The organism is Staphylococcus sp. HMSC034G07, assembly GCF_001835975.1.
Taxonomy (GTDB): domain Bacteria; phylum Bacillota; class Bacilli; order Staphylococcales; family Staphylococcaceae; genus Staphylococcus; species Staphylococcus ureilyticus.
Map to the genome: position 1 here is coordinate 361,289 of NZ_KV826609.1, position 17,105 is coordinate 378,393.

Here is a 17,105-nt window from a genome sequence, read left to right on the forward strand (position 1 = left end):
GTAGATGGTGTATATGCGACAGACCCACGGGTTTACAAAGATGCGAAACGTCTGTCGTATGTTTCGTATGAAGAAATGATGGAAATGAGCGCTTTAGGTGCAGGCGTACTTGAAACGAGAAGCGTTGAATTAGCGAAAAATTATAACATCCCCTTGTATTTAGGAAGAACTTTATCAAATGTGAAAGGAACATGGATTATGTCACAAGCAGAATTATTAGAAAAAAAAGCAGTTACTGGTGTTGCATTAGATAAACATATGCAACATGTTACAATTAGTTATCCCCTACCGGATAATAGATTACTGACAGATTTATTCAACCATTTAGAAGAAGGATCAGTCAATGTCGATATGATTTCTCAAATCGTTAATTTGGAAGGGTTACAAATGTCTTTCACGATAAAAGATACAGATGCTGTTCAAATAACAAACATCTTAGATGACTTAAAAGAAAGGTTTAATGCTTTAGACTTCAAGATAAATGAGGGATACGTTAAACTTTCATTAATTGGTTCTGGTATGAGAGATATGTCTGGTGTTGCTTCAAAAGCATTTATAACATTGATTGAAAATGATATTGCATTTTATCAAACCACCACATCCGAAATAAGTATTTCATGTGTAATAGATTCTGAAAATGGTGAACGCGCAGTTCATGCCTTGTATCAAACTTTTGATATCTGAATTTTCTAAATATAATTAATTTTAGCAAACTTATTAAAATGAAAATGGAGTGTATAATATATGACAAAATTAGCAATAGCAGGCGCAACTGGTTTAGTTGGAAGAAAAATGTTAGAAACAGTAGATCGTAAAAACATATCATTTGATGAATTAGTATTGTTTTCTTCAGCACGTTCAGCAGGAGAAAAAATTGAATTTCAAGGCAAAACATATACGGTTAAAGAATTAACTGAAGAAGCTGCAAGTGAACATTATGACTATGTTTTAATGAGTGCCGGAGGAAGTACCAGCGCCCATTTCTCCCCTATTTTTGAACAAGCTGGTGCCATTGTTATTGATAATTCTAGTCAATGGAGAATGGCAGATGACATTGATTTAATTGTACCTGAAGTTAATGAACCTGTATTAAAAAGAAAAATCATCGCTAATCCAAATTGCTCTACTATTCAATCGGTTGTACCTTTAAAAGTATTGCAAGAAGCATTTGGATTAGAACGTGTAGCTTATACAACATATCAAGCTGTTTCAGGGTCTGGTGTAAAAGGCAGACAAGATTTATCTGAAGGTGCGAATGGTAAAGCACCTGAAGCATATCCACATCCTATTTATAATAATGTTTTACCACATATCGATAGTTTTTTAGAAAATGGGTATACAAAAGAAGAACAAAAAATGATTGATGAGACAAGAAAAATTTTAAAAGATGAAGATTTGAAAGTAACAGCAACTTGTGTGCGTGTGCCTGTTCAAGATAGTCACAGTGTGCATATGAGCGTTACGCTTGAAAGCGAAAGTTCAGTACAAGCAATTCAGCAGCTTTTTGACAATGACGGACGTGTCGTACTGATTGATAATCCAGAACAAAATGAATATCCACTAGCGATAAATGCAACTGGTAAGGATGAAATATTTGTTGGTAGAATTCGTCGAGATGATTCGTTAGATAATACTTTCCATGTTTGGTGTACTTCAGATAACTTACTAAAAGGTGCAGCTTTAAATGCAGTACAAGTTTTAGAACAAGTAATGAGTTTGAAAGGAGTAAGATAAAATGGGACATATTTTTGAAGGTGTAGGTGTTGCTTTGACAACACCTTTCACACACAACGAAGTTGATTTAAATGCCCTTAGAAGACATGTAAAATATTTATTAGAAAATAATGCGAAATGTATCGTGGTTAATGGTACAACAGCCGAAAACCCTACATTAACTGATGAAGAAAAAGATCAAGTATTAGAGACGGTTGTTAATTATGTAGATGGCAAAGTACCAGTGATTGCTGGCACAGGTACGAATAATACTCAAAAATCTATTCAAGCTTCAGTACGTGCGAGAGAAATTGGCGCAGATGGTATTATGTTAATCACGCCTTACTACAATAAAACAAATCAACGTGGATTGATTGAACACTTTACAACCATAGCTAATGCAGTAAAATTACCTGTCATTTTGTATAATGTACCTTCACGTACGAATATGACTATTAATCCAGAAACGGTTGAAACATTAAGTGATAATGAATATATTGTAGCGATAAAAGATGCTACTAATGATTTTGAATATATGGATGAATTGAAAAAACGTTTAGATTTAAATCATTTTGCTTTGTATAGCGGTAATGATGATAATGTAGTAGATTATTTTGAAAAAGGTGGTAACGGTGTCATTTCTGTCGCTGCAAATGTAATTCCTAATGCATTCCAGTCATTATTCGATGCAAAACAAAGTGGAAAAGATATCAATTCACAATTTCAACCTATACAAACGCTATTAGATGCATTAGCTGTTGATGTTAACCCTATTCCTATCAAAGCATTAACAGCCGTTGAAGGGTTTGGTAATTATGAAGTACGCCTTCCACTAGTGAAACTGCAAGATGCAGAACGTCAAACGTTAGAACAAGCATACGAACAATTTAAAGCAGGTGACAATACATGAACATTGTTTTAATAGGCTATGGTGCCATGAATCAACGTGTAGCAAGATTAGTTGAAGCAAAAGGACATCAAATTGAAGGTGTGATTGTACCTAATTCATCTAAATCATACCCTTATCCAACGTTCCAACGTATTTCAGACGTTAAAGATGCCGATGTTGCAATTGATTTTTCAAATCCAGAGTTATTGTTGCCTTTATTAGATGATGAATTTAATTTGCCATTAGTTATCGCAACAACTGGAGAAAAAGAAAAAATTATTGCAAAATTAAAAGAATTAAGTAGTAAAATGCCAGTATTTTTCAGTGCAAATATGAGTTATGGAGTTCATGCTTTAACTAAAATTTTGGAAGCTGCAGTTCCCCTACTTCAAGATTTTGACATTGAACTAACTGAAGCACATCATAATAAAAAAGTGGACGCACCCAGTGGTACATTAGTAAAGCTTTATGATGTAATTGAGTCATTACGTGAAAAAACAACGCCAGTTTACGACAGACATGAGTTAGATGAAAAACGTACACAAGATGAAATTGGTATCCATTCAATTCGTGGTGGTACGATTGTTGGTGAACATGATGTGTTATTTGCAGGTACTGATGAAACAATAGAAATCACCCATCGTGCTCAATCAAAAGATATTTTTGCCAATGGAGCGATTGGTGCAGCAGAAAAATTAATTAATAAATCAAATGATTTTTATACATTTGATAATTTATAACTTTTAAGGAGCGAAAAAATTATGGTACAACATTTAACGGCAGAAGAAATTATTCAATATATAAGTGATGCAAAGAAATCTACACCTCTTAAAGTTTATGTGAATGGTAAGTTTGATAAAGTAACATTTCCTGATAATTTTAAAGTGTTTGGTGGACCTGACTCTAAAGTAATCTTTTGTGAAGCGGATGATTGGAAACAATTTTATGAAAAAAATCAATCAGCGATTGATGAATTAGAAGTTGAGATGGATCGTCGTAATTCAGCAATTCCATTGAAAGATTTAACTAATACGAATGCACGTATAGAACCTGGTGCATTTATTCGTGAACAAGCTACGATTGAAGATGGTGCAGTGATTATGATGGGTGCTACGATCAATATTGGTGCTGTAGTCGGCGAAGGAACGATGGTTGACATGAACGCAACACTTGGTGGTCGTGCTACTACAGGTAAAAACGTTCACGTTGGAGCTGGTGCAGTATTAGCTGGCGTAATTGAACCGCCTAGTGCATCACCTGTGATCATTGAAGATGACGTACTCATTGGTGCAAATGCTGTAATACTTGAAGGTGTTCGCGTTGGCGAAGGCTCTATTGTTGCAGCTGGTGCAATCGTTACGCAAGATGTCCCTGCCGGCTCTGTGGTTGCTGGAACACCAGCAAAAGTAATTAAGCAAACAAGTGAAGTTGAAGATTCAAAAAGAGAAATCGTTTCAGCACTAAGAAAATTAAATGATTAATACTGAATTAAGAAGATAGATCATAAAAACTGAAATTTTAATATTTGTAGGAGGTTTTAGACGATATAACATTTTATTACTAATGTATTCATTTATTATTAATGTATATATTAATTTGTAACTATAAAATCGTCTAACCTCCTTTTTATACATAAATAAGCATTTTTTATATTAATACATATTAAAATAACTAAAAGGATTTGATTTTAATGAATGAGTTAGAATTTGTTACAACGCATAGACGTCATTTGCATCAACATCCAGAATTAAGCCTCCATGAATTTGAAACCACTAAATATATTGCTGCATTTTTAGATGAACTTGGTGTCCAATACGATCGTCCATTGGAAACAGGTTTGATTGCTTATCTACCAGGTAATGGTAATCATACGATTGCTTATCGCGCAGACATAGATGCTTTGCCTATCTATGAAGAAAATGATGTCTCTTATCGAAGTGAAACAGATCATGTCATGCACGCATGTGGACATGATGGGCATACAACTGCATTAATGTTATTTGTTAAACGTTGTAAGTCTATGGCTGATCAAGGCACATTGCCTCAAAATATTGTATTTATCTTTCAACCAGCTGAAGAAACAGGAGGTGGCGCAAACCGTTTAATCCGTGCAGGCGCTTTTGATAAATACCCTATCGAAGCTATATTTGGTATCCACGTGATGCCTTTTGAAGATGAAGGTCGAGTTGTAATTCGTGATGAAGAAATTACAGCAAGTGCTACAGAGTATCGTTTTTATTTAACTGGTCTATCAAGTCATGTTGCGGATAAAGAACAAGGACATTCTGCTGGAGAAGCGCTGCAGCATGTTTTAAGTCAAGTGGGTCAGATACAACAATTCCATTTAAATGGCTTAAAGAGAAATATTGTACATATGGGTCATTTTGAAGCCGGAGAAGCCATAAACACAGTACCAAGCAATGGCTATTTAGAAGGCACTATTAGAACTTATGATGTCCATGATTTGGAAACTGTGAAACTGCAAATGCACAAAATTGCTGAAAGTGTAAAATTGTTATTTGACGTTGATTGTGAAGTGAAATTTGAAGAAGGCTATCCACCAACATATAATTCACCTGAATTACGTAAACATATTGAAAATGGTCTCAACATTGCTAACTTAAAAATAGTTGATAAACCTACACCTTACTTATTTGGCGAGGATTTCAGCTTTTATAGTCAACTTGCACCTAGTTATTTTATTTTTGTCGGTGTACGAGACGAGACAAAAGGTTTTGTCACAGGTTTGCATACTGCCCTTTTAAATTTTAATGAACATATGTTAATTAAAATTGCAGATTATTATGAAGCGATTTTAAAATCCTATAGTGAGGTGGAATCACAATGACCGCAGTTTGGTTTGTTGACACTCAACGATTTTACAATAATGTGCTTAAAGTAATTCAAAACAATCAAATTATGGCAGTAGTTAAAAATAATGCCTATCATTATGGGTTGGAGTTTGCAGTACAGCAATTTTTAGAAGCTGGTATTAATACTTTTAGTACGACATCCCTAAGAGAAGCAGTTCGCATAAGACAATTAGCCCCTAATGCAACGATTTTCTTAATGAATGCAGTATATGAATTTGATAAAGTACGAGATTATCAAATTCAAATGACCCTACCCTCGTTAAATTTCTATTATGAACATATTGAAGATTTACAAGGTATTCAAGTTCATTTAGAATTTGAAAATTTACTGCATCGCTCAGGTTTGAAGAATATAGATGAAATAAAAGAAGTGTTGCACCATCATATGAAAGATGAAAGTAAAGATAAAATGCGTATTACAGGTTTATGGACTCACTTTGGATATGCAGATGAATTTGGTGTATCAGAATATCATGAAGAGCGTAAAGCTTGGTTAGAGATTGTTGACGTATTATTAGATGAAGGTTATCACTTTGAAATGATACATGCACAAAACAGTGCAAGTTATTATAGGGAAAACGGTGTGTTTGATAACCATACACATGCGCGCGTTGGCATTGCGCTTTACGGTTCTAGACCTTATCAAACGATTGATGTAAATGAGATTGAACAATCACTGACCGTTAAAGGTAATGTTATCCAAGTTCGTGAAGTAAATGAGGGTGATTATTGTGGCTATAGTTTTGCATTCGAAGCTACGCATAATCACACAAAATTAGCAGTAGTTGATATTGGCTATGGAGATGGTATTCTTAAATCAAGAGCAAAACATGAGGCACTTATCAACGGCAAGCGTTACCCTATTCGTGCGTTGATGATGAGCCATATGTTTGTTGAAGTTGATAACAACGTGCACGCACAAGATGAAGTAATATTATATAATAATGATATTCGTGTTGACGAGTTTACATTTAAAGGTGTTGGCGCGAATTCTGAACAATTAAGTGCAATGAATCACGACTCACTAATAAAGGAGTATAGATAAATTATGGTAGTAGAATATAATGATCGTGGCGAGTTAACAATGGGAGGTACAAGTCTTAAAACAATAGCTCAAAGTTTTGGAACCCCTACTATTGTTTACGATGAACATCAAATCAGATCACAAATGCAACGATTTCACACTGCTTTTCAGAAAAGTGGATTAAACTATAGCATTTCATATGCTTCTAAAGCATTTACTTGTCTACAAATGGTGAAATTAGTACAAGAAGAAGGTCTTGAACTAGATGTAGTATCTGAAGGAGAATTGTATACGGCATTGGAAGCAGGTTTTGACCCACAGCATATACATTTTCATGGTAACAACAAGACAAAGCATGAGTTACAGTATGCTTTAGAAAGCAAAGTTGGCTATATCGTTATTGATGCATTAGAAGAAATAGAACTCATCGATAAATATGCGAGTGAAACGGTAAATGTCGTATTACGTTTAAATCCTGGTGTTGAAGCCCATACACATGAATTTATTCAAACTGGTCAGGAAGATAGTAAATTTGGTTTGTCAATTAAACATGGATTGGCAAATCAAGCAGTTGAAAAAGTAAAAAACACGAAACATTTAAATTTAAAAGGTGTTCACTTTCATGTAGGATCGCAAATTGAAGGCACAGAAGCGATGATTGAAACAGCAAAAATAGTAATTCAATGGTTAAAAGAAAATGCTATAGAGGTTGAACTGATTAACTTAGGCGGTGGTTTCAGTATTAAATATGTTGAAGGTGATGTAAGTTTCCCTATCGAAACTGGGATTTCAGAAATTACTGATGCGATAAAAGAATTTTCAACTGAATTTAACTACCCTCTTCCAGAAATTGGAATAGAACCTGGTAGATCTATAGTTGGAGAAGCCGGTATAACATTATATGAAGTTGGTACAATCAAAGAGATTCCCAATGTTAACAAATATGTATCAGTTGATGGTGGGATGAGTGATCATATTCGTACTGCATTATATGATGCTCAGTATGAAGCATTATTAGTTAATAGAAATGAACCAAAAGATGAAACTGTAACAATAGCTGGAAAACTTTGTGAGTCTGGAGATATTATAATTAAAGATGCTAAGTTACCTAGTACCGTTAAACGCGGTGATTATCTAGCTGTTTTATCAACAGGTGCTTATCATTATTCCATGGCATCTAATTACAACCAAATGCAAAAACCGTCAGTATTCTTTCTAAAAGATAGTAAAGCTAGAGAAGTTATAAAAAGACAATCATTGCGACAATTAATCATAAATGATACAAAATAACTTGTTAATAATTTAAAGAATCAATCATAATTAAAGCTCTTTTTAAAGTACTCGATTAACGAGTATTCACTTTAAAAAGAGCTTTTTAAATTACATTTTAAAAATTTATATATTAAAAAAGAACCTTTAACAAGGTTCTTTTTATAGTCAATATTGCAATCTATATTATAGTTTTACAACGTTTGCAGCTTGAGGACCGCGATCGCCTTCAACTACTTCAAATTCAACTGATTGACCTTCTTCTAATGATTTGTAACCTTCTTGGTTAATCGCTGAGAAGTGTACGAATACATCGTTTTCTCCTTCTACTTCGATAAAACCAAATCCTTTTTCAGCGTTAAACCATTTTACTGTACCTTGTTTCATAAATGTGAAACCTCCAAGACTAATATTCATTCAATATGCATTATTCGCATATTACAAAAAATACAATTTCACAGTGTAAATCTGTCTTACAATATTCTTTGCAATATGGAATAAAACAATTGCTTGACTCATATTATAAGCCATAATAGCTGAAAATGCAATGCAATTGTGAAAAAACAATTTCTTAAACAATCGGTAATTTATAATAAACTTCATTATTATTTAAAACAATATAACTATAAAAAATCTGTAAATCTTCATCACAATCTTCACAAAATCCTAATTCACAATTATTATAAAATGCATGAATATTGTATTTACCAACCAGAAAATTGTCATAGTACTTTTTACTATTTTCAATGATAGATTGATAGTAATTTAGCATCTTTTCATAGTTTTCAAAATGATATTGTTCCACGATATGATCAGTCCAGTCACTAAATAACCACCAGCCTTCGTAATCAGCCCGAATTTTTGCAACTGTCCACATGTAAATTACACCCTTTCACTTTCAACTTCATACTTGCTCTTATCAAATAAATCATTGTAATGATCATCATTATATTAATCATGATTTATTACGTTTATTTTGAATTATTTGTATATAATTTTATATATTGTCTATATGTTATGTAACGTATTTTAAAAAAATTTATTCATCCATACGCAAAAGATATTGCTAAATAGCTATGTGTAATATTTTAACTGTATCATATATAAAATCAAGTTATCTGTTTCATACTTTTGACGGATAGACACTTGTTATTCAGACAAAAATATTAGTTTTGTATGATAAAATTTCGTATAATGATAATAAGAGGTGATTATATGCAATGCAAACATATTAAAGTATTTGGTATCGTACAAGGCGTTGGTTTTCGCTATTATACTGAGAAGATAGCAAAAAAATATAATGTTGTAGGTACTGTTCAAAATATATCTGATTATGTAGAGATTTATGCTCAAGGAGATGAATCATCACTAACATCATTTATTAATGCTATCACTGAGGGTGCTTCACCTGCTTCTCAAGTTGAAGATTATGAAATTGAAGAGATAGAAACGAATGAATCATGGGAAAATTTTAGTACAATATAAAGGAAGATGAAGTTTGAGATATAATATTTCGCGAATTTATGGGACCATTATTGCTTTTCCAATAGCTGTTATCGCGTGGATTTCTAGTGTATTTGCATTAGAGTTAAATTTTATTTTTGATTTTCTTATTTCTGCAGTAGCGTTTATAGCATTCTACTTCCCTACTCAGCGTTTAACTTCTAGAAAATATTTAAATGAGATTGGTTTAACACGAAGAGATTATCATTTTGTAAATAGTCAATTAAACAATGCACAAGACAAGATAAGAAGAATTTTAAAAACTTTTGTTAACGTAAGATCAATCAAAGATTTTAGACAAGTAAACGAAATATATAGAATATCTCGAGCAATATACTATGCAGTAAAGCAACAACCCAGAATGTTTTTTAAAGTAGAAAGTTTTTTCTACTCTCATATTGATAATGCATTAAATCTCATTGAATCTTATACGAGATTAGCAAAATCACCAAAAAAATCAGAAGAAGAAAAGCAAAAGTTAGCACAAACTCGCATCACTTTAGATGAAGTTAAACGAACTTTAGTAGCAGATTTAAAGAGAATTAATGAAGAAGATTATAGCCAATTAGATATAGAAATGGAATTAAATAAAATTGAACAAAAAAGACAAAAGTAACTTATATAAAGAAGTGGAGTGAAATTAAATGGTAAGAGAACAAGACTTTTTAAATTCGCACCCATTGGATAAATATATTGATGAACAATCAGCAAATGAATCAGAAATTATTAACAGCACAAAACAATATACTAAAGAAGATGAACAGAAGATTGATGAATTAACTAAACAAATAAAACCAATGGATAATGATAGCTTATTAAATTATGGTACTTCTGCACAATCTGATATGTCTCAATTTTCACATCGTATTCTTAATGAGGTGAAAACCACAGATGTTGGTCCTGTTGGGGAATCTTTAAATGGATTGATGAGCAAACTTAAATCTGTAAACCCAGATGAGTTAAACCCAGAAAATCAATCAAAATTAAAACGTATTTTTAGAAGAACAAAAGCTTCAGTTAATGAAATTTTTTCAAAAATGCAATCTGTAGGATCTCAAATTGATCGCATTTCAATTGAACTAGATAAACATAAAAATAATTTAAATAAAGATATTGGAATGCTAGATGAATTGTATCATTTAAATAAAACGTATTTTGATGAATTAACACTGTATATAGAAGCAGCTAAAAGAAAGCAACAAGTGATACAACAAGAAGATATGCCAAAATTAAATGCTCAAGCTGAATCCACAGGTAATCAAATGGATGTACAAGCTGTATCAGATATGGAACAATTTATAGATAGATTAGATAAACGCATTTATGATTTACAACTATCCAGACAAATTGCTATACAAACTGCGCCACAAATTAGAATGATTCAAAATGTGAATCATGCATTAGCAGAAAAAATTCAAAGTTCAATTTTAACGAGCATTCCTTTATGGAAAAACCAAATGTCTATTGCACTGACTTTAATGAGACAACGTAATGCAGTTTCTGCACAGAAAGCAGTAACAGATACTACAAATAATTTGTTACTCAAGAATTCAGAACTTTTAAAGCAAAATGCTGTTGCTACAGCTACTGAAAATGAACGTGGTATTGTCGATATTGAAACCTTAAAAACAACACAGCAAGATATCATAGACACGATTGAACAGACCCTCCAAATCCAAGAACAGGGTCGAAATAAACGTAAACAAGCAGAAACTGAATTAAACCAATTAGAAACAGAAATGAAAAATCAATTATTAGGTATGAAACAGCAAAAATAAAATGGGTACAAAAATAATTTATAAGATATTAAGCCCGCAAATGAATGTTTTTAATGATTCATTTACGGGTCTCTTTTTTCATTGTATATTTTGTCTTGGTTGTTATATCATGAGCTTGTTACTGTCCATCAGTTACGTACTCCTTTCACCTAGAAAAAGTAATCTTAATATACAAAAACGTCAATTTCTATTGAAATTGACGTTTTTTCGTAAATGAGGGATGTTTATACCCTACGAGTTATTTGATTTTATTATTCTTTTTCATAAACGATAGTTTTCTGTTTCTTAAATAACGGTGCTACAATATAACCAATAATTGTAGTGATCACTGCTATTGGGAACCATTCTAATGAATAATCTTTCAGTGGTAAGTTATCAATAAGACTTAACTTGAACCAACCTTGTGTGTGAATCACACTAAGGATTGAAATAATAGAAACTACTGCTACAGGAATTTGCTGTGCAATTGGTTTTGTTGGAATAAAACGTGCTAGTAATATTAAAAGTACCGAAGTAATCGCTACTGGATATACAATACTTAAAACAGGAACTGACATTGTAATCACTGAGTTTAATCCTTGATTTGCTAAAATAAAACTCACTAACGTGAAGATGATAACGTAAGTTTTATATGAAATTCTTGGGAATATTCTATTAAAATACTCTGAAACAGATACGATCAATCCACAAGCAGTTGTTAAACAAGCAAGAGCTACGATGATACCTAACAAGTACTTTCCAAAAGCACCAAATCCAGCGCTTGCCATTGTCGTTAGTAAATATGTACCAATATTTTGATCGTTAGCAATTAAACTGGCAACTTTCTCTTGCGGGACAGCCATATGGTTACCAATAAATCCTAAGGAAATATAAATAAACATAAGTGCCACTGCAGCAATAATTCCAGCTAATAGTGTTTGTCTGAAAATTTTGTTGGCGTGCGTGATGCCAGTTGCTTTTACCGCGTTAACCACAATCATTGAAAAAGCAATGGCAGCAATCGCATCCATTGTCAAATAACCATTCGTAAATCCTTGTGAAAAACCTGCAAAATTAGAAGTAAAAGCTTCAGCTGCCTGACTATGTGTATTACCACCATAATCAACAAACCCTTTGATAATCATCGCTAAAATAGTAATTAATAATAATGGTGTTAACAATGACCCAATGCGATCTACCATTTTATTTGGATTAATACATAAATATAAAACTACTAAAAAGTAAATGATTGTAAATATAAACAATGCTAAGCTACTATTTGTATGGGCAATTGGCGTAATTGTCATTTCAAATGACGTAGATGCAGTACGTGGTATTGCAAAAAGAGGTCCAATTGTTAAATATATGACAATTAAGAATATCACAGAAAATTTTGGTGAAATTTTATTTAAAGAACCAATATAACCTTGTTTATCTAAAGCACCAACGATTACCCCTAATAAGGGCAATCCTATACCAGTTAAAGCAAATGCTAATATGGAAGGCCAAAAGAATTGGCCGCTATCTAAACCTAAATTTGGTGGAAATATAAGATTGCCGGCTCCGAAAAACATAGCAAACAGCGTGAATCCTATAATCCATGTATTTTTATTCATAAATCGTTCTCCTTCTTGCCTATAAAATAATATTTACTATTCTATCACGATTTATAAGAATGCGTCTATATAAATTTCTGAATATTTCAATTTATGTGTGATTTTATAAATAAATTACGTACTAAAAAGATTTTAATAATAATTTTTTAAGTAATGGTGCAAGATGGCTTGGTAGATTTTCTACACCTTCTACGAAAATTGCATAGTTGCCATAAATGTTATGAATTGTTTCTTCAATATCTTCTGTAATTGGGTCTTGACTTAAAAATACATTAAAAACTTCAATACCCAATTTACGAGCTGTTTCCACAGCTTCATAAGTATCAAGAATACCATCTTGACTATAATTATAAGCTGATGGCTCACCGTCAGAAAACACAATTAGAAAACGTTGATTATGCGCTCTACGCATTAAGCGTTCGCTGCCAATTCTTATCGCAACACCGTCTCTATTATCATCTTGTGGTTGTAATGCCATGATTCTAGGTCCTTCTCGTTTTATAGTTGATTGATCATAAGCAATAATTTCATCAATAATATTAGGTTGTTTTGTATCATCAGCATCAAAGGCATCTTCATTAAATGCTAGTATCTCATGTTTTACGTTTAAAGATTTTAACGTTTCATGAAATAAAACGACACCTTTAATTGTTTCAGACATTTTATCTTGCATACTTGCTGAAGCATCAACTAATAAAGTAAAGGTTGCATCAAATGATTGACTTAAATCTTGTTTTTTATAAAATAATTTATATTGATCATCAATAAACCAATTTAATAGATTTTTTTGTAATCGTCCTTTTGTTAGATTTCGACGCTCATCTTGGTATTCTCTATCTATTGTTTTTTTGATAATTTGTATCAAGTCTTTTGTTTCAAATTGGACTTCTTTTTCAACATCATGATATTCATTATGATATTCAGGTAGTATTTCAGGTATGTTCCATTTAACGTCTACGTTTGCGTTTATCCCTTTTAATGCAAAAGCGGAATGATTGCCTACTGCCCCACCTTCTTCACTTTCTACTTGATTCGTAGATCCTTTACCTTTTTTAGTTTGCATATCTGTCATATCATCGCCGCTGTCGCCTTCTCTAGCAGTGTCATTATCACCAACAACCTCACTATTTTCACCTTCATGTAGTTCCATTTCTAAATATGCTCCACCTTGTGAAGCACTATCTTGATGATTAGATTCTATATCTTCACTAACACTTTCTTCGTCATGGTCATTGTTTGAAGATTTATCAGTATTACTTGCATCCGTTCGTTTTATATCTTCAAATTTGAGTTCGTGAATGGCTTCATATACTTTTTTAGGTAAATGATAATATTCATTTAACATATCTTCATTTAAGATATCATCAATTTGGAACATAATCCGTTCAGCTAAGTACATATTATCCTCGGACGAATCATTATAGAAAAAATTAGGCAAATATTGATACATATTTGTCAGAATATCATCAATTTGTGGACCAATTTGGGGTATGTCGTAAAAGTTTTCACTTAAAAACGATGATTCCAAATATAAAAAGAGTAAATCTGTAAACGTCTTTTTGGTTTTATATACATTGATTTGTGTACTAGTATAACTTAATCTAATTTCATTGCGCATGTGAATGGCATCTTTAGTAGACGGCCGTTGTTTAACTATTTCGTTTAATACTCTTTTATCTTCTAATAATTTAAAAAGTTGTTGGAAAAATTTTGGATGCTTAAACGTATTATTATGAATAACTTCGTTGACAACTGTTTCATCCATCAATTTGTAGCCGTAAGCAGCAAGCATGACATCAGTCTTGAGCCCCGTTGTTTCAATGTCATTTCTTCTATGCGACCAAAAAGCACTCGTTATTAACATATTATTGATTGGATCGTAATATGGGAATTTTTGAATTTTAACTTGTGTTTGTTCATTTTTTAGTAATAATCGAGCCAAATCTTGCAACATCATTACTTGCTTTGCATCTAGCTGTTCGTCATTAAATAATATAAAATGATCGCTCATAAATATCCCTCACTAAAAGTTTAATTCTACTGCATTTAATATGGCTTGCTGTTCACGTTCGTCTTCTAGTTTATCGATAATTGTACGTTTAATGGCACGCTCTATAGGCATCACGGTAGCCAAATCACTTAAATCAATTAAAGCACGTATACTCGCTGCTTCTTCAGAAATTTGGCCTTGTTTGGTCATTGTTCGTAAATCTTCATTAAAATTAATGATTTTTTGTATTGTTTTATCATCTGATAATTGGCTTTGATTTTTAATTACATCACTTAAAATATCGCCATCAATATAATCTACTTGAATAACGACAAACCGGTTTTTAAGTGCTTCGTTCATTGGCAATGTACCAATATATCCTTCGTTTATTGCAGCGATTACATTAAATCCAGGGGCAGCATTGATAATTTCACCAGTGAACGGATTTGTTAATTTTCTACGGTAATCTAATACGCCATTTAAAATGGGTAAAGTTTCTGGTTTTGCCATGTTGATTTCGTCGATATAAAGTATATGGCCTTCTTTCATTGCTTTGATAACTGGTCCATCAATAAATACAATCTCTTGTGTGCCATTTTCATTTGTCTGTATCGTTTTAAAACCTAATAAACTTTCAGCGTCTAAATCTACTGAACAATTGACCTGGTGCATTGGACGATCTATTGTTTCGCTCAAAGTCTCAGCTAGCTTTGTTTTTCCAGAGCCCGTTGGTCCTTTTAATAAAATATTTTTATTCAATGCCATCATTGATGTTGCATCATCAAACACAGTTTCATCTTTGTTAATATATTGCGAATTCGTCATTGTTCCTTGCTCCTTTAAAAATAAAATAATTTATAAAATTCATATCATTAAAAATAGACTGGGGCTTGGATAATGTTTGAAATTATATAGCCCTAGTCTTATTAATTTAAGTTATATTTAATAGTACACGTTTTCTATTTCACATGTTTCATATTGTAAATTATACCTCTTTAAAATAGGTTTTAAAGTAGCCACCGACAAGTCCAGAGTTGTCGATGATTTGATAATATTCTTCAGTTTCATTTATTACATCATATTGTTGTCCTACAGTTAACATGTCAGACACTGTGAATTTTTGTGCATCTGTATGTGTAACTTCTACTTTTTTAATGGGTGTATGATCTTTCCAAGTTTCATGTAGCATAGCTAAAAATCCTCTCTTTTTTATTATGAAGTTTCTAAGGTTAAAATGAATGTAATACCACTTTTTTCAGTGATTCTTAGTGATCTTTCGCCTTCTTGATCTAATGTTTGATAAGGGATTCCAATGGATTCAAGTTCTTCAATAGTCTTTTGGAATTGTGATTTAGATTCTATTCCAAATTCAATTTGTTCTAATATACCATGTTCCGGCATTAAAATTTCTTCGTCTGATGCGTGAACATGCAGCTCGCCGCCTAAACCACCATCACCAATACGAAAAACTTGTATTTTAAAATTAGCATGGTCGTTAGGAGTATATTCTGCAAAATGTTCTAGGCCAAACACCCTAGTTAAAATAGATTGTGTAAGTACTATATCGTTAACTTTTAAGATAACAGGACCTAGGCCTTGAATTTGATGCAGCGGGTTTACATTACTTTCGAAGGTTGGTATACCGAGTGGTGTACCAGAATTATGTTCATTGGAATAAATATTAAATGTCTGCCCATTTTGATCTTGGAAATTGAAATATTTATGACCGTTTAAATCAGTAGGCGCACCGAAAGCAATTTGATGCTGTTCTAAAATTGATTGATATTCTTCAAGTCCTTCATCACTTGGAACTCTTAAACCGATATTTTCAATATGGTTGTTATTGTTAATATAGTTTGGTACTTCTACAAAATGTATACGTGTACCTGAATTTAATTCAGCATCACCAAAACGTAAAGCTTGTCCTTTATCTGCCACATTTAATCCAAGTATGCTGGAGAATAACTCTTTGGTTTTACTTAAATCATTTGTCCCTGTAGTAACACTTCTAAGACCATTCATTATATTAACCCCTCTATTCATATTCTTTCAATACATTATAACTTATTTTACATGTTATTTGTATGATGAAGTATCTGATTGTGATTGTATTTACAAAATTGTAAATTTTAAACATTGGAGGATTAGCAGAAATGTATTAATATAGGTATATAATAGGAATAATTATTTTATATGTATGAAAATATTTATTTTAGTTATTTAAGGAGGTTATATATATGTTTGGTGCATGGATTTTATTTGGTGTCACAGTACTGATTGCAGTTTATTCAGGTATTACTTTCTTTTCCAATATAAATAATAAAGCAAAACAGCAAAAAGCAAGCAAAGAAAGTATTAAGAAAAATAATATTTATGGCATTGTTTTTCTAGTGTTTTTAATTTTAGCGATTATTGAGCTTTTTGTATTTATTGCTTAAAATAACGCGCTTTAAATTAGCCAAAGATTTTAA

19 protein-coding genes are annotated in these 17,105 nt (G+C 32.1%); 12 read left to right on the forward strand and 7 right to left on the reverse strand.

Going from position 1 to position 17,105, the window contains the following annotated elements:
* The 8 genes from HMPREF2586_RS09710 to lysA form a co-directional block, all read left to right on the forward strand.
* On the forward strand, nucleotides 1-684 hold a 684-nt coding region (locus tag HMPREF2586_RS09710; RefSeq protein ID WP_141756820.1), incomplete at its 5' end, for an ACT domain-containing protein.
* A gap of 60 nt (nucleotides 685-744) precedes the next feature.
* Complete coding sequence (locus tag HMPREF2586_RS09715; protein ID WP_046208297.1) at nucleotides 745-1,734, forward strand: aspartate-semialdehyde dehydrogenase; 990 nt, start codon at nucleotides 745-747, stop codon at nucleotides 1,732-1,734.
* Between the two features lies 1 nt (nucleotide 1,735).
* Entirely contained in the window at nucleotides 1,736-2,623 is an 888-nt protein-coding gene (dapA, locus tag HMPREF2586_RS09720) for a 4-hydroxy-tetrahydrodipicolinate synthase (RefSeq protein ID WP_070658522.1), read from the forward strand.
* Nucleotides 2,620-3,342 carry a 4-hydroxy-tetrahydrodipicolinate reductase gene (gene dapB, locus HMPREF2586_RS09725; RefSeq protein ID WP_070658524.1) on the forward strand — a complete coding sequence of 241 codons (723 nt, stop codon included), beginning with the start codon at nucleotides 2,620-2,622 and terminating at the stop codon, nucleotides 3,340-3,342. Before dapA ends, dapB begins: the two co-directional genes overlap by 4 nt.
* Before the next feature lie 21 nt (nucleotides 3,343-3,363).
* Nucleotides 3,364-4,083, forward strand: a complete 720-nt coding sequence (gene dapD / locus HMPREF2586_RS09730; RefSeq protein WP_064208971.1) for a 2,3,4,5-tetrahydropyridine-2,6-dicarboxylate N-acetyltransferase — start codon at nucleotides 3,364-3,366, stop codon at nucleotides 4,081-4,083.
* 209 nt (nucleotides 4,084-4,292) lie between these two features.
* Nucleotides 4,293-5,450, forward strand: a complete 1,158-nt coding sequence (locus tag HMPREF2586_RS09735) for an amidohydrolase (protein WP_070038140.1) — start codon at nucleotides 4,293-4,295, stop codon at nucleotides 5,448-5,450.
* Nucleotides 5,447-6,520 (forward strand): alanine racemase, encoded by a 1,074-nt coding sequence (locus HMPREF2586_RS09740; RefSeq protein ID WP_070658525.1) that lies wholly within the window; start codon nucleotides 5,447-5,449, stop codon nucleotides 6,518-6,520. The genes HMPREF2586_RS09735 and HMPREF2586_RS09740 overlap by 4 nt, the downstream gene beginning before the upstream one ends.
* Nucleotides 6,521-6,523: 3 nt before the next feature.
* Nucleotides 6,524-7,789, forward strand: a complete 1,266-nt coding sequence (gene lysA, locus HMPREF2586_RS09745) for a diaminopimelate decarboxylase (protein ID WP_070658527.1) — start codon at nucleotides 6,524-6,526, stop codon at nucleotides 7,787-7,789.
* 165 nt (nucleotides 7,790-7,954) lie between these two features.
* Here lysA and cspA read toward each other — a convergent pair whose 3' ends face one another.
* Both cspA and msaA read right to left on the reverse strand, forming a co-directional pair.
* Nucleotides 7,955-8,155 carry a cold shock protein CspA gene (gene cspA, locus HMPREF2586_RS09750; protein WP_001831260.1) on the reverse strand — a complete coding sequence of 67 codons (201 nt, stop codon included), beginning with the start codon at nucleotides 8,153-8,155 and terminating at the stop codon, nucleotides 7,955-7,957.
* Between the two features lie 184 nt (nucleotides 8,156-8,339).
* Nucleotides 8,340-8,645: a regulatory protein MsaA gene (gene msaA / locus HMPREF2586_RS09755; protein ID WP_070658529.1), complete on the reverse strand. Its 306-nt coding sequence runs from the start codon at nucleotides 8,643-8,645 to the stop codon at nucleotides 8,340-8,342.
* 338 nt (nucleotides 8,646-8,983) lie between these two features.
* Between msaA and HMPREF2586_RS09760 the strand changes: the two genes are divergently transcribed.
* From HMPREF2586_RS09760 to HMPREF2586_RS09770, 3 genes are read left to right on the forward strand one after another with little or no spacing between them, the layout of a single operon-like run.
* Complete coding sequence (locus HMPREF2586_RS09760) at nucleotides 8,984-9,253, forward strand: acylphosphatase (RefSeq protein WP_046208290.1); 270 nt, start codon at nucleotides 8,984-8,986, stop codon at nucleotides 9,251-9,253.
* A 13-nt stretch (nucleotides 9,254-9,266) separates the two neighbouring features.
* Nucleotides 9,267-9,887 carry a 5-bromo-4-chloroindolyl phosphate hydrolysis family protein gene (locus tag HMPREF2586_RS09765; RefSeq protein WP_046208289.1) on the forward strand — a complete coding sequence of 207 codons (621 nt, stop codon included), beginning with the start codon at nucleotides 9,267-9,269 and terminating at the stop codon, nucleotides 9,885-9,887.
* Nucleotides 9,888-9,915: 28 nt separating this feature from the next.
* A complete protein-coding gene (locus tag HMPREF2586_RS09770) occupies nucleotides 9,916-11,049 on the forward strand; it encodes a toxic anion resistance protein (RefSeq protein WP_070658531.1) in 1,134 nt (377 codons plus the stop codon).
* Nucleotides 11,050-11,300: 251 nt separating this feature from the next.
* Here the strand turns inward: HMPREF2586_RS09770 and brnQ are convergent, their stop codons facing one another.
* The 5 genes from brnQ to HMPREF2586_RS09795 all read right to left on the reverse strand — a co-directional run bounded on the left by brnQ (nucleotide 11,301) and on the right by HMPREF2586_RS09795 (nucleotide 16,656).
* On the reverse strand, nucleotides 11,301-12,644 hold the full coding sequence (gene brnQ, locus HMPREF2586_RS09775) for a branched-chain amino acid-like transporter carrier protein BrnQ3 (protein WP_046208287.1): 1,344 nt from the start codon (nucleotides 12,642-12,644) through the stop codon (nucleotides 11,301-11,303).
* Nucleotides 12,645-12,765: 121 nt separating this feature from the next.
* Nucleotides 12,766-14,655 carry a vWA domain-containing protein gene (locus tag HMPREF2586_RS09780; protein ID WP_070812729.1) on the reverse strand — a complete coding sequence of 630 codons (1,890 nt, stop codon included), beginning with the start codon at nucleotides 14,653-14,655 and terminating at the stop codon, nucleotides 12,766-12,768.
* 12 nt (nucleotides 14,656-14,667) lie between these two features.
* Entirely contained in the window at nucleotides 14,668-15,459 is a 792-nt protein-coding gene (locus HMPREF2586_RS09785; protein ID WP_046208285.1) for an ATP-binding protein, read from the reverse strand.
* A gap of 160 nt (nucleotides 15,460-15,619) precedes the next feature.
* Nucleotides 15,620-15,823 (reverse strand): DUF6501 family protein, encoded by a 204-nt coding sequence (locus tag HMPREF2586_RS09790; protein WP_019468793.1) that lies wholly within the window; start codon nucleotides 15,821-15,823, stop codon nucleotides 15,620-15,622.
* A 23-nt stretch (nucleotides 15,824-15,846) separates the two neighbouring features.
* Complete coding sequence (locus HMPREF2586_RS09795) at nucleotides 15,847-16,656, reverse strand: VOC family protein (protein WP_046208284.1); 810 nt, start codon at nucleotides 16,654-16,656, stop codon at nucleotides 15,847-15,849.
* A gap of 215 nt (nucleotides 16,657-16,871) precedes the next feature.
* Between HMPREF2586_RS09795 and HMPREF2586_RS09800 the strand changes: the two genes are divergently transcribed.
* Nucleotides 16,872-17,072: a Mid2-like cell wall stress sensor domain protein gene (locus HMPREF2586_RS09800; RefSeq protein WP_070658535.1), complete on the forward strand. Its 201-nt coding sequence runs from the start codon at nucleotides 16,872-16,874 to the stop codon at nucleotides 17,070-17,072.
* Nucleotides 17,073-17,105 lie beyond the last annotated feature (33 nt).